This is a genomic window from Erwinia sp. 009765445 (assembly GCF_058137865.1).
Map to the genome: position 1 here is coordinate 61,828 of NZ_JBYUWC010000017.1, position 24,164 is coordinate 85,991.

Below are 24,164 nucleotides of genomic sequence, written 5' to 3' on the forward strand. Positions count from 1 at the left end.
GGGAGCCGACCATGCGACCGCATTTACGTCATGTTTTACTCGCTTCGCTGGCTCTGCTGATGCTCAACGCCTGCAGCCAGACGATGCCTCCGCGCTTTGTCGCACCGGCCGATCGCCCGAAACTGTCGGCAGAACAGCCCTGGCCGAAAAATCACTTTCTGGTACTGGCTTATCACGATGTGGAGGATGGCGCTGCCGATCAGCGCTACCTTGCCGTGCGTACCAGCGCGCTGAACGATCAGTTCGCGTGGCTGAAAGAGAATGGCTATCACCCGGTGTCGGTTGATGACGTGCTGGTCGCCCACGCGGGCGGCAAGCCGCTACCGCCGAAAGCGGTGTTGCTGACTTTTGATGATGTCTACAGCAGCTTTTACCGCCGTGTTTATCCGTTGCTTCAGGCTTATCAGTGGTCAGCCCTGCTGTCACCGGTCGGGCACTGGGTCAGCACACCAGCAGACAAGCCGGTGGATTTTGGCGGCCTGATCACCCCGCGCGATCGCTTTGCCACCTGGCAGCAGGTCGGCGAGATGTCGTGCTCCGGCCTGGTGGAAATAGGTGCCCATACCTGGGATGAGCACAAAGGAATGGTTTCCAACCCGCAGGGTAACAGCGAGCTGTTTGCGGTTAACCGCAGCTATGACAAAGCCAGCGGCCGTTATGAAACCGGTGCGCACTATCGCCAGTGCGTGACGGAAGATGTGTCAAAGATCACCCAGAAGATCACTGCGGTGACCGGCAAACCGCCGCGCGTCTGGGTCTGGCCGTACGGAGCTGCTGGCGGCGAGGCGTTGAGCATTGTGAAGCAGCACGGCTACCAGATGGCGATGACGCTGAATGACGGCGTGGCTTCCACCGACAATCTGGATGACGTGCCACGCCTGCTGATTGCTAATAACCCCAGCCTGAACAGCTTCGCCCAGCGCATCACTCTGGCGCAGGAGAAAGAGACGATCCGCGTGGCGCATGTGGATCTGGACTACGTCTACGATCTCGATCCGCTGCAGCAGGCGAAGAACCTCGACAGGCTGATCCAGCGGATCTACGACCTCGGCGTGAATACCGTATTCCTGCAGGCCTTTGCCGATCCGAAAGGCGATGGCCGCGTACGTGAACTCTATTTCCCCAACCGCTGGCTGCCGGTACGTGCCGACCTGTTCAATCGCGTGGCGTGGCAAATCTCAACCCGGACCCGGCCAGTGTGTATGCATGGATGCCGGTGCTCTCCTTCGATCTGGATGAAAAGCTGCCGCGCGTGGAGAAGGTGGATCTGAAAACCGGCAAGGTGCAGGTCGATCCTCAGCAGTACCAGCGTCTGCCACCTTACAGTTCAGAAGCCCGCAAACGCATTGGTGAGATCTATCAGGATCTGGCCAGCCATGCGGCCTTCCGTGGCATCGTGTTCCACGACGATGCGCTGCTGGGCGACGATGAAGATGCCAGCCCTGACGCGCTGAAAGCCTACCAGGCGGCGGGTTTCCCTGCCTCGATCGCCGCTATCCGCAAAGATCCGGCCACGTTCCAGCGCTGGACCCGCTTTAAAAGCCGCACGCTGATCGATGTTACCGAACAGCTGGCGTCTCAGGTGAAGGCGATCCGTGGGCCGCAGGTGAAAACTGCCCGCAACATCTATGCGTTGCCAGTGCTGCAGCCGGAATTTACCGGCATGGTGCTGGCGGTAACCTGCCTGCTGCAGTTCACCATCAGCCTGCTGATTGAGCGGCGCTACGAGCACAAGCTGGGCAGCGCGCTGTTCTGGGTGATCTGGTATCCGCTGGTGTACTGGATGCTGAGCCTGTTCACCACCCTGGTGGCCTTCCCGAAGGTGATGCTGCGTTCGAAGCAGCGTCGCGCCCGCTGGGAAAGTCCTGACCGTGGCATAGAAAAAGGATAGTGAGATGAAAACACCCTTGATCATTACCGAGCGCGGCTGGCTTCCACGGTTGTTCGATATCGTTCTGACCCTGATTGGCTGGTGCGGCTTTGTCTGGTTGTTCTGCACTGGCCTGCTGGCAATGCTGAAAAATACGCCATGGCTTGGCCCGCGCCCGCTGGTCTCTGAACTGAATACCGTCACGCTGTATGCCGCCATCGCGGTGTTTAACGTGCTGGTACTGATCGGCTGGGCCAGGTACAACCAGTTGCGCTTCCGGGTAGAACGGCGCAGCCGCCGTCCCGGTTTGCGTCCTCAGGAAGTGGCGCAGAGTTTTGCGATCACCCCATCGGAGGTGGCGCTGCTGAGCCATCACGACCTGCTGCGGGTGCATCACGATGAGCACGGTCATATCACCGAAGTGGAGGCTCTGCGTGAACCACGTTAACCAGAAGTCAGAACAAAAGCCGCTGCCTACTCTGCGCAAATCACTGCAGCGAATTCATCTGGTAATCATCGTGGTGTCGCTGTTGTTCAGTGGTATCTCGCTGTCGGTGCTGTCGATGTTTGCGCTGCGCAGCTATGCCGAAAACAATCTGCAGCTGGTGGCGACCACTATCAGCTACAGCGTGCCGCAGGCGGTGACGACGGGCGATGCGGATTCGGTCACGGCCATCCTGCAGGAAATCGGCAGCAAGGCGGAGTTCGGCCATTCACGCATTCTTGATCCGCAGGGGCATCTGCTGACCCGCTGGTCGCCGCCTGATGATGATAAGCATCATGCAGCCAGTCAGCTGGTGTCGCAGTGGCTGTTTCCTGCACCGGTCAATGTACCGATTATGGTGGGTCAGCAGCAGGTCGGGCAGGTGTGGCTTACCGGCAGTGCCAGCCGGGTGTTGCACTATCTCAGTCAGGCGATGAAGTGGCTGGGTGGCAGTCTGCTGGTGACTGCGTGCTTGCCGCCATGGCTCATCGCCTGCGGAACCGGCTGCGTAAGGACGATCTGGTAGCCCGGCTGGGTGGCGATGAGTTTGCCGTGCTGCTGTCATCAATTGAGAACGGCGAACAGGCCGGAAGAGTGGCTGAGAATGTGATAGAGGCGATGCGGGAGCCGATCAAGCTGGAAGATGGCACGCTGATAGCTCAGTCGCTTAGTGTCGGTGTGGCGCTGGCGAAGAACCACAGCTCCGGGGAAGCGATGATTGCCCAGGCCGATGCGGCGATGTACCACATTAAAGAGCTGGGCGGCGGCTGGTATTTTTCACCCTCATTCTGGGGCCAGCCTCCTGAGGAGGCTCTTAAGCAGCGGGGCAGGGCTTAATCAACACGGGCGGAATAAATCCCGCCCGGAAGAACTGATTCGCCCGGCTTAATTGCAGACAGTGCAGCCGTTTTTTTCGGCGGCTTTGGGATAGGCCTGAGTCGGGAAATCGCTGCAGTCGAAGTGGTAGCCCGCCGGGCGGCTCAGCGACTGGCGGCGCATGGTGTGACGATACGCAGTAGGCGTCTGGGAAAACTGCCGGCGGAACACGCGAGAAAACGTCTGCTGCGAATCGTAACCATACTGCATGGCAATATCGAATACCGGGCGCTGCGTCTGGCGTAAAGCCTCTGCTGCCAGCGTCAGGCGGCGTTCGCGGATATAGCCTCCCAGCGTCTGTCGGGTCACCGTGCGGAACATCCTTTGCAGGTGCCATTTCGAATAGCCAGATTTGGCGGCGACTTCATCAATAGAGAGTGTTTTATCAAGGTTACTTTCGATCCAGTCGGTAAGAGTGTGGATGATGTCGTCATGCATACTTTGTCTTCTCCCTGGTGCCTGGCGGTCGTGGAATAACAGACTGGCGGACAATTTTCATTTCGCCTTCTTAATGGGGGCTGAGTATAATTCCTCAAGTTAACTTGAGGTAAAGAGCTGAATGAAAAAAAGTCGCAACTACCCGAACAAGCGCGAGCTGACGCCGGGGGACGTGGCGCTGCGCTGCGGCGTCGCCGTTTCGGCGCTGCATTTCTATGAAAGCAAAGGATTAATCAGCAGTTTCCGCAATGGCGGCAATCAACGGCGCTATCACCGTGACGTGCTCAGGCGCGTGGCTATTATTAAAATCGCCCAGCGTATTGGCATCCCTCTCGCCACTATCGGCGAGCACCTGATGCAGTTCCCGGCCGGGAAAAGAATGACGCCGAAAGAGTGGGCGGTGCTGACGAAGAAGTGGCGTGAAGAGCTGGACAGCCGCATCAGTACGCTGACCCGTCTGCGCGACGATCTGGATGGCTGCATCGGCTGTGGCTGCCTGTCGATGGAAGATTGCCCGCTGCGTAACCCGGATGACCAGCTCAGCGAGCGCGGTACCGGTGCCATCCTGCTGGAGCCAGTCCGGGACTGAGGGCGTCTATACTGAGAGTTCTTCGATTACTACAAGGACTGGTCATGATCACCGTTCACCACCTGAATAACTCCCGCTCACAGCGGGTTCTCTGGATGCTGGAAGAGCTTGAAGTCCCCTATCAGATTAAACAGTACCAGCGGGAATCGACCATGCTGGCCCCCGAATCCCTGAAAAAAGTTCATCCTCTCGGAAAATCCCCGGTGATCACCGACGAAAATCGGGTGATTGCCGAGTCCGGCGCGATCCTTGAATATCTGGTTGAGCGGTATGACGCAGAATATCGCCTGAAACTTCTTAATGAAGATGAACGCCTGCAGTCTCGATACTGGCTGCACTATGCCGAAGGGTCGCTGATGCCGCTGCTGGTGATGAAACTGATCTTCAGCCGGATGGGCAAGCCGCCGGTGCCGTGGCTGCTGCGCCCGATTGGCAGTGCGTTTGGTAAAGGCGTACAGAAGGGCTATCTCGACAAGCAGCTTGCCACCCACCGGGAATTTATTGAACAGCATCTGGCAAAAAACGAGTGGTTTGCAGGCACGCAGTTCAGCATTGCTGATGTGCAGATTAGCTTCCCCATTCAGGCTCTGAGCGCCCGTGGTGGCGCAGACAGCAGCCCGGCGATTCAGACCTGGCTTAATAAAGTGCAAAACCGTGCCGCCTGGCAGCGTGCCCTGCAAAAGGGAGGCGATGTAAACCCCGGCTGAATGGTTTTTTGCCGGTTTTACTCAATCGTTTCATCCCGCTGCACCAGGGCCAGCGGTCATAAGAAAGAGCTATTACGACCGCAACGGACGGATGAGTAGAGTCACAATTGCGTGGCGTCATTGCCACGCCTGAGCCTGGATGGCTGCATTCTGCAAATTTATGCACGTTCGGGAGTTGAAAGTGCACCGATAAAGGCAGGATAATCGTTTGCCTTTCCATAAATCATAAGAAATCTCAGGGGATTTTTCTCAATGTCGACTCCTTCTCATCAGGCCGGCGGATCTTTAGACGCCTGGTTTAAAATCTCTGCGCGCGGCAGTTCCGTTCGTCAGGAGGTAATAGCCGGCCTTACCACCTTCCTTGCTATGGTCTATTCGGTCATTGTCGTGCCGTCTATGCTGGGCAAAGCAGGATTTCCGCCGACTGCCGTTTTCGTTTCTACTTGTCTGGTGGCGGGCTTTGGTTCGTTAGTTATGGGTTTGTGGGCCAATCTGCCAATGGCGATCGGCTGCGCGATCTCCCTGACCGCGTTTACCGCGTTCAGTCTGGTGCTGGGCCAGCATATCAGCGTGCCTGTGGCGCTGGGTGCCGTGTTCCTGATGGGCGTACTGTTTACCGTTATTTCGGCTACCGGCATTCGTGCCTGGATCCTGCGTAACCTGCCAATGGGCGTGGCGCATGGTACCGGCGTGGGGATCGGTCTGTTCCTGCTGCTGATCGCTGCCGATGGTGTGGGCCTGGTGGTTAAAAACCCGGCACCTGGCCTGCCAGTGGCGCTGGGTGATTTCGCGTCCTTCCCGGTAATGATGTCGTTGCTGGGTCTGGCAGTGATTTTCGGCCTGGAAAAACTGCGCGTGCCGGGTGGCATTCTGCTGACCATGATCGCCATTTCAGTGCTGGGCCTGATCTTCGATCCGACGGTGAAGTATCAGGGGCTGTTTGCCATGCCCTCGCTGTCTGATGCGCAGGGCAATTCGCTAGTGTTCAGTCTGGATATCCTGGGAGCGTTGAAACCTGCCGTGCTGCCAAGCGTTCTGGCGCTGGTGATGACCGCCGTGTTTGATGCCACCGGTACCATTCGCGCGGTAGCGGGCCAGGCTAACCTGCTGGATAAAGACAACCAGATTATCAATGGCGGCAAAGCACTGACCACGGATTCCCTGAGCAGCGTGTTCTCTGGTCTGGTGGGGGGCGCACCTGCGGCTGTGTATATCGAGTCTGCGGCGGGTACGGCGGCGGGGGGTAAAACCGGTCTGACGGCGATTGTGGTTGGTGTGCTGTTCCTGCTGATCCTGTTTCTGTCGCCGCTGGCTTACCTGGTGCCGGGTTATGCCACTGCACCTGCGCTGATGTACGTTGGTTTGCTGATGCTGAGCAACGTCTCCAAAATCGACTTCAGTGATTTTGTGGACGCCATGTCTGGCCTGCTGGCTGCGGTGTTTATCGTACTGACCTGCAACATTGTGACCGGCATCATGCTGGGCTTTGGCTCACTGGTGATTGGCCGTATCTTTGCCGGTGAGTGGCGCAAGCTGAACGTCGGAACGGTGGTGATTGCTGTCGCGCTGGTGGCTTTCTACGCTGGCGGCTGGGCGATTTAACCCTTCTCTCTGAGAGGCCGGCAGCCCGGCCTCTTTTGTCTGAAATTACCGCACTTTTCTTACTTTTAGCGCATTTCCTGTTTTTAAACGGTTCCCATTTTTGTTTTACTATCAGTTAAGGCCTGCCCGGAGCAGGTTTGTGACAAAAACCTGGAAGCTATGTAAGGACAACATGGAAATCTTTTTTACTATTTTGATACTGACGCTGATGGTGTCGCTATCTGGCGTTGCAGCCCGTATTATTCCTTTTCAAATCCCCCTGCCGTTAGTGCAGATCGTTTTGGGCGCACTGCTTGCCTGGCCGACCTTTGGCCTGCACGTCGATTTCGACCCCGAGCTGTTCCTCGTGCTGTTTATCCCGCCGCTGCTGTTCGCTGACGGCTGGAAAACGCCAACCAGCGAGTTTCTGCACCACGGACGGGAGATTATCGGCCTTGCGCTGGTGCTGGTGTTGATTACCGTGGTCGGGATTGGTTATCTGATTTACTGGCTGGTACCGGGCATTCCGCTACTGCCAGCCTTTGCTCTGGCGGCGGTGCTGTCGCCAACCGATGCCGTGGCACTGTCCGGGATCGTCGGAGAAGGGCGCATTCCGAAGAAAATTATGTCGATTCTGCAGGGCGAGGCGCTGATGAACGATGCGTCTGGCCTGGTATCGCTGAAGTTTGCCGTCGCGGTGGCGATGGGAACAATGGTGTTTACCGTTTCCGGTGCGTCGATTGAGTTCGTTAAAGTGGCGGTCGGTGGCCTGCTGGCGGGTATCGCTATCTGCTGGCTGTACGGTAAATCGCTGCGCCTGTTCAGCCGCTGGAGCGGTGACGATCCGGCCACGCAGACGGTGCTGCTGCTGCTGCTGCCGTTTGCTTCCTACCTGATCGCTGAACATATTGGCGTTTCCGGCATCCTGGCGGCCGTGGCGGCGGGGATGACCATCACCCGTTCCGGCATTATCCGCCAGGCTCCGCTGGCGATGCGGTTGCGTGCCAACAGCGTCTGGCAGATGCTGGAGTTTGTGTTTAACGGCATGGTATTCCTGATGCTGGGCCTGCAGTTGCCGGATATCCTGCAGATTTCCGTTACCCAGGCGGATGCCGATCCGAATGTGGATCTGTGGATGCTGGTGCTGTCGGTGGTGCTTGTGTATGCCGCGCTGATGGTGGTGCGCTTTGCGTGGCTGTGGACCATGCGTCTGATCAGCAAACGTCTGCTGCGCAACAACCCGATGGAGTTCACCAGCTATTCACTGCGTGAGCTGCTGATTGCTTCTTTCGCCGGTGTACGCGGAGCGATCACGCTTGCCGGTGTGCTCTCTATTCCTCTGTTCCTGACCAACGGGGATGCGTTCCCGGCCCGATATGAGCTGGTGTTCATTGCGACAGGGGTTATTCTGTTTTCCCTGCTGGTGGGGGTGCTGTTGCTGCCGTTGCTGCTACGGGGAGTGGAAGGGATGGACAAAACCGCCCATCGCCATGAGATGCAGATGGCCCGTGCGGTGATGGCCGGAACAGCAATTGAGAGTCTGCATAAGATGGAAGAGCGTCTGACAGCGGATACCGAGGAGAACATCGATCCTGAGCTGGTGAAAGAGATCAGTTCAAGGGTGATTGGCAATATGCGTCGCCGGGTAGATGGCAAGGACGATCTGGAGCGTTCGCTGTACGCCGAAAATCTGGAACGCCGCTTCCGCCTGACTGCATTACGAGCCGAGCGCGGCGAACTGTATCACCTGCGTGCCACGCAAAAGATCAGCAACGAGACGATGCAGAAGATGCTGCACGACCTCGACCTGCTGGAAACGCTGCTGATAGAGAAAGAAGAGTAGTTCTTAAAATGAAAAAAGGCAGGGTGGTTAGCCCCGCCTTTTTTCAGGTTCCTTCGGCCCTTACGGGCGCCCGGTCAGTTGCTTGATGGCAACAATAAACTGCAATGTGATGTGGATAATCTCCAGCGCCACAAGGATAGAGGTCAGACTTATCACCTGGCAGTCTCCACTTTTAAAGAGCGCCACCCGTCGCAAGTGCTTTTGGGTTCCCCCTGCGGCGTGTATCGGTTGTTAGCAGATCCAGGCGGCACAGTTACGGAGCAGGTCACCAGCCTTAACCGGAACAGAAAAAAACCGACTTACCAGGTCGGTTTTTTTTCGTCCCTAAAGCGAAAGCGTCGGTGTCTCACCAGGCCAGAACTCCCGGCAACAGGCGATCCATGCCTGGGCGCTTTTCGACAGGTAGCTGCCTTCCCGCCAGATCAGCCCCAGTTTCCACACCAGGTCCGACTCCAGCGGCAGCCACAGCAGCTGGCTCTTGTCCAGGCGCTGACAGATTGGCTCCGGCAGGATCGCCACACCCATTCCTGCCTGCACCATCGCCGCCAGAAAATCCCACTGCCCGCTGCGTACCGCAATTTGTGGCGCAAAGCCGCTGGCCTGGAAGGCGCGCATCAGCTGGCGGTTCAGCGAAAACTCCTCGTTGTAAATCAGGATCGGATGCCCGGCCAGTTCGGCAATCGGGATGTGGCTGCGGCGCAGCCATTCGGTGGTGCGGGGTACCAGAACGCAGAGTGGATGGCTCATCAGCGGCAGCGCGTTGAGCGGTAAATCGTCGGCCACCGGCAGAGCGGTCATGGCAATATCGAGGCTGCCCGACAGGACCGCCTGCTGGACTGTCAGCCCGCCGAATTCTGAGATTTTTAGTTCCACTCCTGGGTAGCGGTGGCGGAACGCGGAAATCGATCCGGCGATCTGCATTCCCACCATCGGTGGAATGCCCAGCCGCAGCTCGCCGGTCTTCAGATCGTTAATGTCGCTGATTTCCGCCTCAAGCTGCTTGAACTCCTGCAGGATGGTCATCCCGCGCTGATAGACCGCCTGTCCGGTATCGGTCAGATGCAGCTTGCGCCCTTCGCGGATCAGTAGCGTGCAGCCAAGCTCGTCTTCGAGCTGACGCAGCATCTTACTGATGGTGGGCTGGGTGACATAAAGCTGTTCTGCCGCACGGGTAAAGCTTTGCTGGCGCACCACTTCGACAAAATAACGCAGGGCCCGGACGTCCATAAATATTCCTGTAAGGCATAGTTTGAATAATATTAAGTCATTTTTTTCACCCTTTGTTACCGCTTTATAATATTTCCACGCAATACTCGGGGGAGAAGTCATCATGGCGTTAGCAATACGTCCGCAGAGAACGGGCTGGCTGCAACGTGTTCAGGTTCCGCTACAGGTTGTTCTGTATATCGTTTTCTTTATTGTTGCTCAGCAACTGGTGGACTGGCTGCATCTGCCGCTGCCCGCCAATATCGTGGGCATGCTGCTATTACTGGCGCTGATCATGCTGCGCGTGCTGCCGCTTGACTGGGTGAAGGCCGGGTCAAAATGGCTGCTTGCCGAGATGCTGCTGTTCTTCGTTCCGGCAGTGGTGGCGGTGGTTAACTACTCGCAGCTGCTGCGGGTCGAGGGCTGGCGCATCATGCTGGTGATAGGTATCAGCACGTTGCTGGTGCTCTCCGCCACGGCGCTGGTGGTGGACCGCGTTTATCGCCTGGAAATCTGGCTGGCTGAGCGCAAACAGGGGAAGCGTGATGAATGACCTGATCGTCAGCATTCTTTGCCTGATCGCCACGCTGCTGATCTACTACCTCAATAAACGCCTGTATCGTCGCTGGCACAAGCTGGTAATGATGCCGCTGGTTATGACACCGATGGTGCTGGTGGCGCTGCTGCTGGTGACCCATATCAGCTGGCAGAACTACATTGGCGAGAGCCACTGGCTGCTGTGGCTGCTTGGCCCGGCGACGCTGGCCTTTGCGGTGCCGGTCTATGAAAACATGGCGATAATCCGGCGTCACTGGATGTCACTGACCGCCGGAGTGGTCACTGCCACGCTGGTCGCCGTATTCAGTTCGGTCTGGCTGGCGAGGCTGATGACGCTGCCCGAAGAAATCCAGCGCAGCCTGGCGGTTCGTTCCATCACCACGCCTTTTGCGCTCGCCGCTGCCAAACAGCTCGGCGGCCAGCCTGACCTGGTGGCGCTGTTTGTGGTGATCACCGGTGTGTTTGGCATGGCGGTTGGCGATGTGCTGTTTCTGCGCCTGGCGGTGAAACAGGGAATGGCGAAGGGGGCGGGCTTTGGCGCGGCTTCTCACGGGGCGGGAACGGCCAAAGCCTACGAGATCGGCCAGGAAGAGGGCGTGGTCTCCAGCCTGGTGATGATGCTTTCCGGTATCGTTACGGTGATTATCGCTCCGGCTATCGGCCATCTGATGTGGGCCGCTGTCTGAGACATATTCTGTTACACGCTGAAGTTTAATGTTAAGTAAATACGGTACTGATTCACCGCTGTCTCATATGAATCGCCCTGATGATGGTTTACTCTGCGAAGCCGCCCGACAAAGGCGTGAGTAAATTCATCATGAGAATAAAATGAAAGCAGTGGCAACTACCGCAGGCGCGCTGGCGCTTCTGGCTCTGGCAGGATCGGCGCAGGCAATTGATGGCGGCGTTGATGTGGGTCGTGAGTACACTAACCTGCACGCGGGACTGGGCACCAACACCCCGGGCTTCGCTCTGTCAGGTAACTGGTTGCGCAGCGACCATGACGGCAGCATGGGCAGCGTCGGTCTGGGCTACAATGTGGCAGTGGGGGATGTGTTCCTGACGCCAGGCGTTAAGGCTATTTCCACCAATCCTCGCGACAGCAAAGACGGCTATGCGGTTGCTGTGGGCGCGGGCGTCAGCGTTCCTGTGACCAAAATGTTCAACGTTTACGGCCAGTACTACTACTCGCCGGACGCCTTCTCCAGCCATATCGATAACTACCAGGAAGCCTCTGCAGGCGTCAGCTTCCAGCCAATTTCGCTGGTTGACGTGCACGTTGGTTACCAGTACATGGCGATGAACGGCAAAGACGGCCGTAAAGACAACGTGATTGCCGATGGCCCTTACGTGGGTGCATCCCTGCATTTCTGATGCAAAGGGCGGATCAGCGATCCGCTCCTTTTTTCCGATCTCATCTGCCTTTTCTTAATGCGCCTTACCGCTGTCTATACCCACTCCCGTCTGTGAACGAACAAACTGCGCCTGAAAACGCTGCCGCTCCTGCGCACCTTCAGCCGAGTTATCGGTAATGGAAAACAGCCAGGTGCCAATAAAGGCCACCAACATCGAGAATAACGCCGGATACTCATACGGGAACACGGGTTTCGCGTTGCCCAGCACCTGTACCCAGATAGTCGGCCCAAGGATCATCAGCACCACCGCCGTCAGCAGCCCCAGCCAGCCGCCGATCATGGCCCCGCGGGTGGTCAGCTTCGACCAGTACATCGACAGCAGGATAATCGGGAAGTTACAGCTGGCGGCAATCGAGAAGGCCAGCCCGACCATAAAGGCGATGTTCTGCTTCTCAAACATGATCCCCAGCGCGATAGCCACAAAGCCCAGCAGCACCACGGTAACTTTAGAGATCCTCAACTCCTCCAGCTCCGTCGCCTGGCCTTTACGTATCACGCTGGCGTAGAGGTCGTGAGATACCGCTGAAGCACCAGCCAGCGTCAGTCCGGCCACCACCGCAAGGATCGTGGCGAAGGCGACAGCAGAAATAAATCCGAGGAACAGGCTGCCACCCACCGCATCGGCCAGATGCACCGCCGCCATATTATTGCCGCCAATCAGCGCGCCGCTGGCATCTTTAAAGGCTGGATTGGCCCCGACCAGCAGGATGGCACCAAAACCGATGATAAAGGTCAGGAAGTAGAAATATCCCATAAAACCAGTGGCATAGAACACGCTTTTGCGGGCCTCACGTGCATCGCTGACCGTAAAGAAGCGCATCAGAATATGCGGCAGACCCGCAGTGCCAAACATCAGGCCCAGCCCGAGTGACAGCGCCGAAATCGGGTCATGTACCAGCCCGCCAGGCCGCATAATTTCAACTCCTTTCGGGTGCACCGCCATCGCCTGAGTGAACAGGTTATTGAAGCTGAAGCCGACGGTTTTCATCACCATAATCGCCATAAAGCTGGCGCCGAACAGCAGCAATACCGCTTTGATAATCTGTACCCAGGTAGTGGCCAGCATGCCGCCGAACAGCACGTAGAGCACCATCAGAATGCCGACCAGGATCACCGCGACGTGGTAATCCAGCCCGAACAGTAACTGGATCAGCTTGCCTGCTCCCACCATCTGCGCAATCAGATAGAGCGCCACCACCACCAGCGAGCCGCAGGCGGAGAGCGTGCGGATCGGCATCTGCTTCAGGCGATAAGAGGCCACGTCAGCGAAGGTATAGCGGCCCAGGTTGCGCAGCCGTTCCGCAATCAGAAACAGGATAATCGGCCAGCCCACCAGGAAGCCCAGCGAGTAGATCAGCCCGTCGTACCCAGAGGTATAAACCAGCGCCGAAATCCCGAGGAATGAGGCGGCAGACATAAAGTCACCGGCCATCGCCAGACCGTTCTGAAAACCGGTGATATTGCCCCCGGCGGTGTAGTAATCGCTGCGAGAGCGGGTGCGTTTTGAGGCCCAGTAAGTGATCCCCAGCGTTGCCGCTACGAAGATGATAAACAGCACGATGGCTTCAACGTTGACAGCCTGTTTCTGAACTTCGCCGGTAATGGCATCTGCGGCCAGCACGGAGCCGGGCAGCAGGGCAGCCAGGCTGACAGTAAGATAACGGAGTTTCATCCCTTCACCTCATTCAGCAGCTCTCGGGTCAGGCGGTCAAATTCGCCATTGGCCCGCCAGACATAAACGCCGGTCAGCAGGAAGGAGATAACAATCAGGCCTACGCCGATGGGAATGCCGCGCGTCACGCTGGTGTCCGCGCTCAGCGGAGTACCCAGCCAGTCAGGGGCGAAAGCAATCAGCAAAATAAAGCCGACGTAGAGGATCAGCATAATAACGGAGAGCAGGGTGGCAAAGGCCTGGCGTTTTCTCACCAGTTCTTTAAAGCGGGCACTCTTCTCTATCCGTTGATAAATAAGATCATTCATCACAGAGTCTCCAGAGGTAAAGTTCAGAGGCGACCGCTGACTGCCTCAGCTGCAGGGTTTTATTTTTAAAATAATATTGGCTGATAAGAGAGGAATGAAGGGCAGCGTAATCTGATGCGAATAAATCAGGCTGCCCGGTTTTTTTACTGCCACAACGTTAATTACCTTAAAGCGAATTACGGCATTTTAATTGCCTGTTTCTCTTCAAGGAGTTTCTCCACCACGCCAGGATCGGCAAGAGTGGAGGTATCGCCCAGATTACTGGTATCGCCCGTGGCAATTTTACGCAGAATACGGCGCATTATTTTGCCGGAGCGGGTTTTCGGTAATGAATCAGTCCAGTGCAGCACGTCCGGAGTGGCAATCGGGCCGATCTCTTTACGCACCCAGTTACGGACTTCGCTGTACAGTTCCGGTGAAGGATCTTCGCCGCTGTTCAGCGTGATATAGGCGTAAATAGCCTGGCCTTTAATATTGTGCGGAATACCCACCACGGCGGCTTCGGCAATTTTAGGGTGCGAAACCAGCGCAGATTCTATTTCCGCTGTGCCCAGACGGTGACCGGAAACGTTCAGGACATCGTCAACGCGGCCGGTTATCCAGTAATAACCGTCTTCATCACGACGTGCGCCGTCACCGCTGAAATACATATTTTTGAAGGTGGAGAAATAGGTCTGCTCAAAGCGATCATGATCGCCAAACAGGGTACGGGCCTGGCCGGGCCACGAGTCGATAATCACCAGGTTACCTTCACAGGCTCCTTCCTGAGCGTTCCCCTCGTTATCCACCAGCGCGGGCTGCACGCCGAAGAACGGTTTGGTGGCCGATCCGGCTTTCAGCTCAGTGGCACCCGGCAGCGGGGTGATCATGAAGCCCCCGGTTTCGGTCTGCCACCAGGTATCCACTATCGGACAGCGGCCGTCGCCAATTTTGTTGTAGTACCACTCCCAGGCTTCCGGGTTAATCGGTTCGCCGACTGAGCCCATAATACGCAGGCTGGAGCGATCGGTACCTTTGATGGCTTTATCGCCCTCGGCCATCAGTGCGCGGATCGCGGTTGGGGCGGTATACAGCAGAGTGACTTTATGTTTATCGACGACTTCAGCCATACGGCTCGGCTGCGGCCAGTTCGGCACGCCTTCAAACATCAGCGTGGTGGCACCACAGGCCAGTGGGCCGTACAGCAGATAGCTGTGGCCGGTGATCCAGCCAACGTCGGCAGTACACCAGTAAACATCCTCAGGATGGTAATCGAAGACGTATTTAAAAGTGGTGGCTGCGTAGACCAGGTAGCCGCCGGTGGTATGCAGCACCCCTTTCGGTTTACCGGTTGAGCCAGAGGTATAAAGGATAAACAGCGGGTCTTCCGCGTTCATCTCTTCCGGCTGGTGGTGTGCGCTGGCTTTGTTCATCAGCTCGTGCCACCAGATATCCCGGCCATTCTGCCAGCCAGTCTCTTTCCCGGTACGTCTGAACACCACCACGTTGGTGATGGTTTTGACGTTGGGGTTAGCCAGCGCATCATCGACATTCTTCTTCAGCGGGATGGTGCGGCCTGCCCGCACGCCTTCATCAGCGGTGATTACCAATTTCGCGTTGGAGTCAACGATCCGCCCGGCTACCGCTTCAGGCGAGAAGCCACCAAAAATCACCGAGTGAACGGCACCGATGCGGGCGCAGGCCAGCATGGCAACGGCAGCTTCCGGTACCATTGGCATATAGATAGCCACCACATCGCCTTTATTCACCCCCAGCTCTTTCAGTGAGTTGGCGAAGCGGCACACCTCGCGATGCAGCTCCCGGAAGGTCAGCGTCTTGCTCTCGCTGGCGTCATCGCCTTCCCAGATAATGGCCGGGTGGTCGCCGCGAGTGTGCAGATGGCGATCAAGGCAGTTAGCCGCCAGGTTCAGCGTACCGTCCTCAAACCAGCTGATGCTGATATTGCCCGGTGCGAACGAAGTGTTCTTCACCATGGAAAAAGGTTTGATCCAGTCGAGGATTTTGCCCTGCTCGCCCCAGAATGCATCAGGATCCTGCACGGACTGTTGGTACATCGACTGGTACTGTTGAGCGTTGATCAGGGTATTTTCCGCAATGTTTGCGGGAACGGGATGACGATGTTGTTGGCTCATAGCGAATCTCCTTGAAGATGTTAATAATATGTCAATCAAAGGTTAAGTGAAGCGAGCCGACGGGCTTTGTTTGCTTTTTGCGCCACAGATCACGTCATAACTGTACGTGATGAAAGCGGCTGAAAAATTACCTAACCGATGTGGAACTTCTGCTGCCATTTCCCCACCAAAGCGCCGCTGTACAAAAATAAGCTGGTCAAAATGAAGACGATTGAACCTTGTCAATGTTGCCAGCTCTGGTGATTTGTTGCATAGCTATGCGCAAGCGGGTTTAAATATTTCTAATTATAACAAGGAGTTAGTTTTGGAAGGGGGTTCCGGAATTTTATCCTGTTTGTTGCCGAAATATTAGCCGTATATCACATAGGGTTGCATTTATACCCGTGAAAATGGTACTGATTACGCGCTTGGAAATCAGGTTATCACCATCCAACATCCGCGAATTAGCCGACTTCGGCCTGGTCTCCCTTGAGAGTGATTCAATCCGCACGCCAGACGCGGATACCGGGTTTTGTTAAGGAAAAAAATTATGAAAGCTGCAAAATTCAGCCTTGCCTGGCAAATAGTGACGGCACTGGTGCTGGGGATCATCGTTGGTGCGATACTGCATAACCAACCGTCCGATCGTGAATGGTTAATCACTAACATTCTCAGCCCTGCTGGCGATATCTTTATCCACCTGATCAAAATGATCGTGGTGCCGATTGTTATCTCCACGCTGATCGTCGGTATCGCCGGTATGGGTGATGCCAAGAAGCTCGGACGCATTGGCCTGAAAACCATCGTCTATTTTGAAGTGATTACCACCATTGCCATTGTGGTAGGGATTACCCTGGCGAACGTGTTTAAACCTGGCTACGGCATTGATATGTCGACGCTGGCAACGGTGGACATCTCTAAGTATGAAGCAACCACCGCGCAGGTGGAGAGTGGGGCGCACAGCCTGGTTACCACGATCCTGTCGCTGATCCCGCAGAATATTTTTGCGGCGATTGCGAAAGGTGAAATGCTGCCAATTATCTTCTTCTCGGTGCTGTTTGGTCTGGGGCTTTCCTCGCTGCCGTCAGAACATCGTGAGCCGTTGCTGAAGGTGTTCCGCTCAACTTCGGAAACGATGTTCAAAGTCACGCATATGATCATGCGCTATGCGCCGATTGGCGTGTTTGCGCTGATCTCTGTGACCATTGCCAACTTCGGCTTCGCTTCGCTGTGGCCGCTGGCCAAGCTGGTGATCCTGGTTTATGCCGCCATTCTGTTCTTCGCCTTTGTGGTGCTGGGTGCGGTGGCCCGTCTCTGCAAGCTGCGTATCACCACTCTGATGCGTATCCTGAAGGATGAGCTGATCCTCGCTTACTCCACCTCCAGCTCGGAAACCGTATTGCCGCGTATTATGGAGAAGATGGAAGCCTACGGTGCGCCCAAGTCGATTACCAGCTTTGTGGTGCCGACCGGCTACTCCTTTAATCTTGACGGCTCCACGTTATACCAGAGCATCGCGGCGATCTTTATTGCCCAGCTCTATGGCATTGAGCTGTCCATCGGGCAGGAAATCGTGCTGGTGCTGACGCTGATGGTGACTTCAAAAGGGATTGCTGGCGTGCCTGGCGTCTCTTTCGTAGTGCTGCTGGCGACGCTGGGCAGTGTGGGCATTCCGCTGGAAGGCCTGGCGTTTATTGCTGGTGTGGACCGTATTATGGATATGGCCCGTACCGCGCTGAACGTGGTGGGTAACGCACTGGCGGTATTGGTGATCGCCAAGTGGGAAAACCAGTTCGATACTCAGCAGGCAGTGGCCTATGAGTCTGAAATTAAGCGGATTGCTTCTTCGACTTAATAAATGTCTGGCTCTGGTGGGACAGTAATGTTCCACCAGAGTGATTCCCGCATCTTCCTCCTGGTAACCTCTCAGTTCTGCAGTAAAACGACTATTATTTTCAGAGTTAACCTGCTTCACCCGTTTTTCCACAGATCATAATGAATGATTTTAATTGATGGTTCTTCCTCAGTTGACCAGCCTTTTTTTACAGTGGACCTGATTATTTTTCTAACCTGCTAAACTGTCGATATTTTTTAATGAAAGCCGTTTTTTCATTAATGCGGTTGACGTTTAATACAGTCAGGTTTCGCCAGTTTCTGTAGCATTTATCAATGCAAACCTGAGTCTTTTTAAGTTATTAATTTAACTACTTTTGAATTTTGTGACATTGTTTTTTGTTTGTTGTTTAAGGTCCGCTGCATAATATACAAATGGCGGGTTTATTCTTATTTTATACTTGTTTCGGGTTATTTCCAATTTCCCATCTGGACGTTTGCATTGTGAAATGATGATAATGCCGTAAAGAAAATTAATCCATCGCCTGATCGCGTGGTTCTCTGTCGGTATTAACTTATTTAAAAATCACATAACTTTATCACGTGGTGACGCTGATTCTTCTTTTGGGAGGAGATGTCTTTGTTTGAATTACACCCTCTGGTTATTGCCCGTATTGCCGCGCAGGGAATGCTCCTCTCTGTCCCGCAAACCACGGCAGCAACCCTGAAGCCCTGTACGCCAGAAAACAATGATAACAAAGTCGGGGTATTTTGCGTGTGTAACGGCAGCACGCAAACCCTGAGGGGTTTTCCACAGTTTGACCCCGGCCAGAGCGGCACGCAGGGCATTTCACTGGGTGAATTGAAAAATACGGGGCGGATCATCAGCGGCAGCGAGTATATTGGTGCGCTGCGTTTCAATTCCGTTTTCCAGGATCACAACATCACTATTCCTGACCCGAACGGCAGCGGCAACAATATTTATCAGGTGTATAACTCGGCCGATCTGATTGGCGATGAGACTATCGACGCCTATACCCAGGTCAGTGACGTGGTGAACGTGGGCGATGCCCAATATATTAACGCTCGGGTGGCACAGGTCAGCAAAGGGACCATCAACGTTGATATCGGGGATGAAAACGCAGCCATCACGGCGGCCACTAACAGCTGGATGATGGCCGCCAAACAGAGCCAGCTGTTTACCGCCACGAGCACCGGGAATATGAACTGGGATTCCAGTAACCGTATCACTTTTGATGCGGTAAGTACCCCGCCCGATCAGATTGTGACCATCCCCGACACCAACATGTACACCCTGAACGGTGCCTTCAGCGTTACCACCCTTGATGGCATCTCCACCGGGTTCAACGTCACCAATGTTTTTGCGCTGCAAAGCTATAACGACTGGCTGATCCAGCAACTGGAGAGCGGCAACCTCAGCACCAGCAGCTATAACAGCGAGTTCAGCAAGGCGATCACCCTGACTAACGGCAGCATTACTTATCAGGTCAGTGCTGACAGAGCAGGTGACGATGTGACGCAGCCGCCGGGTAACGTGGTGGTGCTGAGTGCCGATGGCCCCGGCGCAACAGTCACGGTCAATGCTGGTAAAACGCTGGAAGTGGCTAATGCCAACGGCGGTGCCGTGCGGACCAGCAATGGAGCTACGGCGATCATCAACGGCAAAGTGTCCAGCGTCGGTACTGTGGGTACCGACAGCGCGGCGCTGGAGCTGCTGAGTAGCAGCACCGGTATCAACAACGGCGTGATCAACGCTGGCTTCTTCAATTACGAAAAGGTGAAGGGATCGGTTTTGGTTACCCGGATGGTTCCGGAACCGACCGCCTGAGCGTCGGCAACGGATCCAATGGCGTGAACGTTTCTGATGGCAGCCACTTCACCAACAACGGTGTCCTTAACTATGCCGTGGTGGGCAATTTCTCCGATCAGGCTGGAGTGACCGGCAACCCCACGGCTGCGTTGTGGCTGGACAATACCAGCGCGGTGAACAACGGTAATATCAACGTCGGCATGTGGGAATCCACCCGGGGAGGCAATACCTCTGCGGTGATGGTCGACGGAGCTGATGCCAGTTTTGTGAATGCCTCCGGCGCGACTATTTACCTCGGGCGTACGGTGCAGAACAGCACGACGGACGGCACCAGTGATACCGAACTGAATCAGAGCGGTGGCACACGCGGGATTGAAGTGACGGCAAACGGCAGTGCGATCAACTACGGGCAGATTGTTATTGGCTCGCAGACGCAAAACGCGGTGGCGATGCAGGCGAATGGCGGCGATCGGACCGTGCTGAAAAATGAAGGTGTGATAGAGATTAATGGCCTGGTGGACGACCTGCAGAACCCTAATATCGGCATGCTGGTCACCAATGCGGGCAGCGGCGGTCAGGTGGGTAACAGCGGCACCATTAACGTCAACAGTTACAACAGTACCGGGCTGAAAGTGGTGGCAACAGCCGGGCAGACCGCCAGCGCTTATTCCGACGGCGCAATTTATGCCTCAGGACGTGATTACCCAACCCAGAACGTCCCGACTTATGGCGTCTGGGTCTCCGGACAGAATGGCGGCAGCGCCACCGCCAACCTTTCAGGACCGATCTCTATTGATGGTATAGGTGCTGTGGCGATCCGGGCCGACGGGAATGCCACGGTCAACCTGACCAACGAGGCGATGCCGCAGGTCAGTAATGGTCAGAATCTGCTCGGTTTTCTGGTTATCGGGCCGGAGGCGAAAGTCAACCTGCAACAGAAAAGTACCAGTAATTTTGAAGCCTGGTATTCAACCCTGTTCACCCTGCAACAGGGCGCGGTGCTGGATGGCGCGGGGATGACCTTTAATGCCGATGGAAGCTATTCCACGGTTATTTCGGGCAGTGGTGCAGGCACAACGGTGAATACCAACGGTGCCACGTTTAATCTTGGTGAGGGTGATACTGCTCTGGCGCTTGGCAACGGTGCTCAGGGCACTATTGATGCCGCGACCACTTTTAACCTGAAGGGAATCAATGCCATTGCCGCCGTGGCCGATGACAATACATCTCTGACCAACCATGCGGATATCTCCCTTGGATCTGAACAAACCGGCCTGATAGTGCACAATCAGGCCAGTCTGACCAACACCGGGAATATTACGCAGGGCGGTGATAACAGCACGGGCATACTGGCGCAGTATGGAGCCAGCGTCAGCAACAGTGGGGATATCACCGTTAACAATGGCGGGACTGGCCTCTACGTCGATGGTCTTGCCGGAAATGACACTGCCGGAGTCACCAATAGCGGCACGATTAACGTCAATGGTGGCAGTGCTTCTGAACCTTCCACTGGCGTGCTGGCATTGGGTTCGCTCGCTGCTGTTCAGCAGGATGGAGTGATGAACCTGAACGGGGAAAATGCGGTCGGGTATGAAGCCATCAGTGGGGGGCTAATCAGGGTAGGGAGTAACGGATCGCCTGTTTTCAACAATATTAATCAGACTGCCTACTATGCCCGGGGCCTCTTCTCAACTATCCTCCCTGACAACCACGTCAGAGATGTAAACACTGATGGATCAACGCTTTATCGCCTGGGTTCTGGTGCGGTACTCAATTTATTCGATCCGCTGGATGTCACGCTCAACGGTGCCAATACTCACGGGATAGTGGCTTCCGGCAGCGATACTTATCTGCTCAGTAGCGATAAGTTCACGGTGAACGGTGAGGGAGCCACCGCGGTCAGAGTGGATGGCGGCGCAAGGGCCACGTTGTTTGTTGGCAGCCAGATTATCCTGAACGGAGACAACAGCATTGGGGTGCAGGTTGATAATCAGGAGAGCAGCCTGAGCAATACGCTGACCGGCGTCACCAGACCGACTTCCGTTGACAGCGGAGCGGATATTCAGGGAAGCGGCAGCAATATTATTGGTTTTGACGTGAATAACGGCGCAACGCTGGCCAACGATTATGTGGTCAGGCTGACGGGTGCCAACAACACCGGTATCCGGTTGCGTAACAGCAGTACCTTCAATAATAACGGTACGCTGGATGTGGCCTCCGGCACTGGGTTGGACGTAAGTGGCAGTGGTGTTTCAGTTGATACCGGCGGGGTGATTAACACCCGTGTGAAGCCAGACGCGGTTGATGGTTACAGCAGCACCACTTTCGACAGTGACAGCCTGGCATTGTACATGACCTGGATGCGTGACAGCGGTTTCTACCTCGATGGCGTGCTGACTTATGACTGGCATCGTGGTGACACGGATATCGTCCGACAGAAAAATGTGGTAAAAATCAAAGGCAAAGGCTGGAGTGCCTCGCTGGAGAGTGGCTATCCGATTGAGCTGGGCAGTGGAGTGCGTCTGGAGCCTCAGGCCCAGCTAATGTACCTGCATCTGGGGATGGATAACTTCACCGACAAAGACAACCTGACGGTGAATTACGACGATTACAGCCAGACGGTGGGACGTGTCGGTGCGCGACTGGATCGCAGCTGGAGCGATGAGGGCGGCAGGCAGTACACACCGTATCTGCGTGCCAACTACTACAAAGGCTGGGGCGGCAAGGCGAAAACTACCGTGGGAGCGGAAGGAAGCGACAACCTGGATACCACTTTCACCAGCGGCAGGTTTGGTCAGATGTGGCAGGTCGGGATGGGGGGACCACCACCTTCACCAAAGATATCTCGGTCTATGCCGAAGCGGACTACCGCAAAGAGATCGACAGCAACGGTGCGAAGGGCTGGAACTATAACGCCGGTGTCCGCTGGACTTTCTGATGATAACGGGCTGGGGTTTCCTCAGCCCGTCCTTTCTCCGCTGAAAGATACATCCGTAATACTCTAAAACTCCTCTTTATAATAATGATTTAGAGATTTTGTGGTCATTACTTATCTGGAACCGGTTCACTTTGCAGGCTTCCCTTGCTGGCGGGATTTTGTTGCGTAATAACGGTAAGGCGAAATTTAACTCCGACCGCTAAAGATCCCCGCCTGAGCGCCGAAAATATAAAAATCACAAATCATTAACTCTTAGGCCAATTTTGGTGCCCGCATTAAGGATCCGCTCCATGCGCACGAATTTACCCGTAACACAGCAGGAATATGTGTTTGATGAAAGTGCGACGCTGATGTCGACCACCGACACCAGCAGCCACATTACTTACGCGAACGATGCTTTTGTTGCGGTCAGCGGCTTCACGCCGGATGAGATTAACGGACAGCCTCATAATATGGTGCGCCATCCTGATATGCCGCCGGAGGCCTTTGCTGATATGTGGGCCACCCTGAAGCAGGGCGAACCCTGGACTGGACTGGTGAAGAACCGCCGTAAAAATGGCGATCATTACTGGGTGCGTGCCAACGCCATTCCGGTGGTGAGAGAGGGCAAAGTGCAGGGCTATATGTCGGTGCGCACCAGGCCTGCAAAGCAGGAGATCCAACAGACAGAAGTGCTTTACCGTGAGTTTCGGGAAGGCAAACGGAGAAGCTGGCGTTTCCATAAGGGGCTGCTGGTGCGCACCGGCCCGCTGCGCTGGTTATCGGCCGGGAAAACCCTGCCTCTGCGCTGGCGCATTCGAACACTGCTGCTGGCCCTACTGCCGCTGAGCGTCGCCGTTGTGTGGGTTCTGGGGCTTCCCGGCCAGCCGCTGGGGATTTTCACCGCTGCCATGGTCGTATTGCTGTTCCTGGCCTCCGCGTTGATGGAGCAGCAAATATCCCGTCCGGTAGAGCGCATGTGCCAGCAGGCGCTGCGTGTGGCAACCGGAGCCAGCCATAAAGGTGAGCAGATGGATCGGGTGGATGAAGTGGGTACCACGCTGCGGGCTATCGGCCAGCTGGGCCTGATGTTTCGCTGGCTAGTGGATGATGTCAGCGGTCAGGCAATCAATGTGCTCAGCGCCAGCGACGCCATCGCCCAGGGCAATAACGATCTCAGCCGCCGCACTGAGCATGCCGCCGCCAATGTGCAGCAGACGGCAGCCACCATGAATGAGCTGACCGCTACGGTGAAAAGCAATACGGAAACGGCGCAGCAGGTGAACAGCCTGTCGGGCAGCACCCGTGATGCGGCGACTCAGGGTGGCAAGGCAATGCATGAGATGGTCAGCATGATGGTCGAAATTGCCGACAGTTCGAAGAGAATTGCTAATATTACCAGCGTGATTGACAGTATTGCCTTCCAGACTAACATCCTGGCGCTGAATGCGGCGGTTGAGGCTGCGCGAGCAGGCGAGCAGGGCAAAGGCTTTGCGGTAGTGGCAGGTGAAGTACGCAGCCTGGCGCAGCGCAGCGCCAAAGCTGCCAGTGAAATCAAAGACCTGGTGGAAACCAGTGCCCTGAAAGTGCAGTCGGGCAGCTGCCATGTTAACGATGCCGGAAAAACCATGGAAAACATTGTCGCCCAGGTGCAGAACGTGACTTCCCTGATCGCGCAGATCAGCTCGGCCACTGCTGAACAGGCTACGGCCCTGAGTGAAGTCAGCCTTGCGGTGGAAGAGCTGGACAATATCACCCATCAGAATGCTGCCCGTGTGGAAGAAGGGGCACAGGCTTCTGGCCGTATGGCACATCAGGCCACCCGGCTGGTTGAGGCAATCAGCGTCTTCCGTTAATCCTGTTGCAACTGAAGGGGCTGGCCCCTTCAGTTGAGTCTGTCAGTCATTCTCCGGGCATGATAAGTT

The 24,164-nt window shown here is 55.7% G+C and carries 19 protein-coding genes and 2 pseudogenes; 16 read left to right on the plus strand and 5 right to left on the minus strand.

Going from position 1 to position 24,164, the window contains the following annotated elements:
• Positions 1-11: 11 nt before the first annotated feature.
• The 5 genes and pseudogenes from pgaB to AC3Y5R_RS18265 form a co-directional block, all read left to right on the plus strand.
• Positions 12-1,654 (plus strand): annotated as a pseudogene (gene pgaB, locus AC3Y5R_RS18245) (poly-beta-1,6-N-acetyl-D-glucosamine N-deacetylase PgaB); the annotation flags it as partial.
• A pseudogene (locus tag AC3Y5R_RS18250) lies at positions 1,646-1,891 on the plus strand (poly-beta-1,6 N-acetyl-D-glucosamine synthase); the annotation flags it as partial. The pseudogenes pgaB and AC3Y5R_RS18250, both read left to right, overlap by 9 nt.
• A 4-nt stretch (positions 1,892-1,895) precedes the next feature.
• Positions 1,896-2,318: a poly-beta-1,6-N-acetyl-D-glucosamine biosynthesis protein PgaD gene (pgaD, locus tag AC3Y5R_RS18255; RefSeq protein ID WP_489922492.1), complete on the plus strand. Its 423-nt coding sequence runs from the start codon at positions 1,896-1,898 to the stop codon at positions 2,316-2,318.
• Complete coding sequence (locus tag AC3Y5R_RS18260) at positions 2,305-2,880, plus strand: CHASE sensor domain-containing protein (protein WP_489922493.1); 576 nt, start codon at positions 2,305-2,307, stop codon at positions 2,878-2,880. The genes pgaD and AC3Y5R_RS18260 overlap by 14 nt, the downstream gene beginning before the upstream one ends.
• Positions 2,835-3,191 (plus strand): diguanylate cyclase domain-containing protein, encoded by a 357-nt coding sequence (locus tag AC3Y5R_RS18265; RefSeq protein WP_489922494.1) that lies wholly within the window; start codon positions 2,835-2,837, stop codon positions 3,189-3,191. Before AC3Y5R_RS18260 ends, AC3Y5R_RS18265 begins: the two co-directional genes overlap by 46 nt.
• A gap of 48 nt (positions 3,192-3,239) precedes the next feature.
• On the opposite strand, the gene soxS is transcribed toward AC3Y5R_RS18265, so the two are convergent.
• Positions 3,240-3,668: a superoxide response transcriptional regulator SoxS gene (gene soxS, locus AC3Y5R_RS18270; RefSeq protein ID WP_489922495.1), complete on the minus strand. Its 429-nt coding sequence runs from the start codon at positions 3,666-3,668 to the stop codon at positions 3,240-3,242.
• A gap of 121 nt (positions 3,669-3,789) precedes the next feature.
• On the opposite strand from soxS, the gene soxR reads away from it, so the two are divergent.
• The 4 genes from soxR (at position 3,790) to AC3Y5R_RS18290 (ending at position 8,388) form a co-directional block, all read left to right on the plus strand.
• A complete protein-coding gene (gene soxR / locus AC3Y5R_RS18275; RefSeq protein WP_489922496.1) occupies positions 3,790-4,257 on the plus strand; it encodes a redox-sensitive transcriptional activator SoxR in 468 nt (155 codons plus the stop codon).
• Positions 4,258-4,301: 44 nt separating this feature from the next.
• Entirely contained in the window at positions 4,302-4,964 is a 663-nt protein-coding gene (locus AC3Y5R_RS18280) for a glutathione S-transferase family protein (RefSeq protein WP_489922497.1), read from the plus strand.
• Positions 4,965-5,216: 252 nt separating this feature from the next.
• Entirely contained in the window at positions 5,217-6,566 is a 1,350-nt protein-coding gene (locus AC3Y5R_RS18285; RefSeq protein WP_158785050.1) for an NCS2 family permease, read from the plus strand.
• 172 nt (positions 6,567-6,738) lie between these two features.
• Positions 6,739-8,388: a Na+/H+ antiporter gene (locus AC3Y5R_RS18290; protein WP_158785051.1), complete on the plus strand. Its 1,650-nt coding sequence runs from the start codon at positions 6,739-6,741 to the stop codon at positions 8,386-8,388.
• A gap of 324 nt (positions 8,389-8,712) precedes the next feature.
• Here AC3Y5R_RS18290 and AC3Y5R_RS18295 read toward each other — a convergent pair whose 3' ends face one another.
• A complete protein-coding gene (locus AC3Y5R_RS18295) occupies positions 8,713-9,615 on the minus strand; it encodes a LysR family transcriptional regulator (RefSeq protein ID WP_489922498.1) in 903 nt (300 codons plus the stop codon).
• A 103-nt stretch (positions 9,616-9,718) separates the two neighbouring features.
• On the opposite strand from AC3Y5R_RS18295, the gene AC3Y5R_RS18300 reads away from it, so the two are divergent.
• The 3 genes from AC3Y5R_RS18300 (at position 9,719) to AC3Y5R_RS18310 (ending at position 11,526) form a co-directional block, all read left to right on the plus strand.
• Complete coding sequence (locus AC3Y5R_RS18300) at positions 9,719-10,147, plus strand: CidA/LrgA family protein (protein WP_489922499.1); 429 nt, start codon at positions 9,719-9,721, stop codon at positions 10,145-10,147.
• A complete protein-coding gene (locus tag AC3Y5R_RS18305) occupies positions 10,140-10,838 on the plus strand; it encodes an LrgB family protein (protein ID WP_489922500.1) in 699 nt (232 codons plus the stop codon). Before AC3Y5R_RS18300 ends, AC3Y5R_RS18305 begins: the two co-directional genes overlap by 8 nt.
• A gap of 142 nt (positions 10,839-10,980) precedes the next feature.
• A complete protein-coding gene (locus AC3Y5R_RS18310) occupies positions 10,981-11,526 on the plus strand; it encodes a YfaZ family outer membrane protein (protein ID WP_158785055.1) in 546 nt (181 codons plus the stop codon).
• A gap of 54 nt (positions 11,527-11,580) precedes the next feature.
• On the opposite strand, the gene AC3Y5R_RS18315 is transcribed toward AC3Y5R_RS18310, so the two are convergent.
• From AC3Y5R_RS18315 to acs, 3 genes are all read right to left on the minus strand, one after another.
• A complete protein-coding gene (locus tag AC3Y5R_RS18315) occupies positions 11,581-13,239 on the minus strand; it encodes a cation acetate symporter (RefSeq protein ID WP_489922501.1) in 1,659 nt (552 codons plus the stop codon).
• Positions 13,236-13,547 carry a DUF485 domain-containing protein gene (locus AC3Y5R_RS18320; RefSeq protein ID WP_489922502.1) on the minus strand — a complete coding sequence of 104 codons (312 nt, stop codon included), beginning with the start codon at positions 13,545-13,547 and terminating at the stop codon, positions 13,236-13,238. Before AC3Y5R_RS18320 ends, AC3Y5R_RS18315 begins: the two co-directional genes overlap by 4 nt.
• 176 nt (positions 13,548-13,723) lie before the next feature.
• A complete protein-coding gene (gene acs, locus AC3Y5R_RS18325; RefSeq protein WP_489922503.1) occupies positions 13,724-15,679 on the minus strand; it encodes an acetate--CoA ligase in 1,956 nt (651 codons plus the stop codon).
• 529 nt (positions 15,680-16,208) lie between these two features.
• Here acs and gltP point away from each other — a divergent pair.
• From gltP to AC3Y5R_RS18345, 4 genes are all read left to right on the plus strand, one after another.
• A complete protein-coding gene (gene gltP / locus AC3Y5R_RS18330; protein ID WP_489922504.1) occupies positions 16,209-17,513 on the plus strand; it encodes a glutamate/aspartate:proton symporter GltP in 1,305 nt (434 codons plus the stop codon).
• A gap of 618 nt (positions 17,514-18,131) precedes the next feature.
• Positions 18,132-19,340, plus strand: a complete 1,209-nt coding sequence (locus AC3Y5R_RS18335; RefSeq protein ID WP_489922505.1) for a hypothetical protein — start codon at positions 18,132-18,134, stop codon at positions 19,338-19,340.
• Between the two features lie 23 nt (positions 19,341-19,363).
• Positions 19,364-22,327, plus strand: coding sequence for an autotransporter domain-containing protein (locus AC3Y5R_RS18340; RefSeq protein WP_489922506.1), 2,964 nt, complete (start codon positions 19,364-19,366; stop codon positions 22,325-22,327).
• Between the two features lie 223 nt (positions 22,328-22,550).
• Positions 22,551-24,095 (plus strand): methyl-accepting chemotaxis protein, encoded by a 1,545-nt coding sequence (locus AC3Y5R_RS18345; RefSeq protein ID WP_489922507.1) that lies wholly within the window; start codon positions 22,551-22,553, stop codon positions 24,093-24,095.
• Positions 24,096-24,164 lie beyond the last annotated feature (69 nt).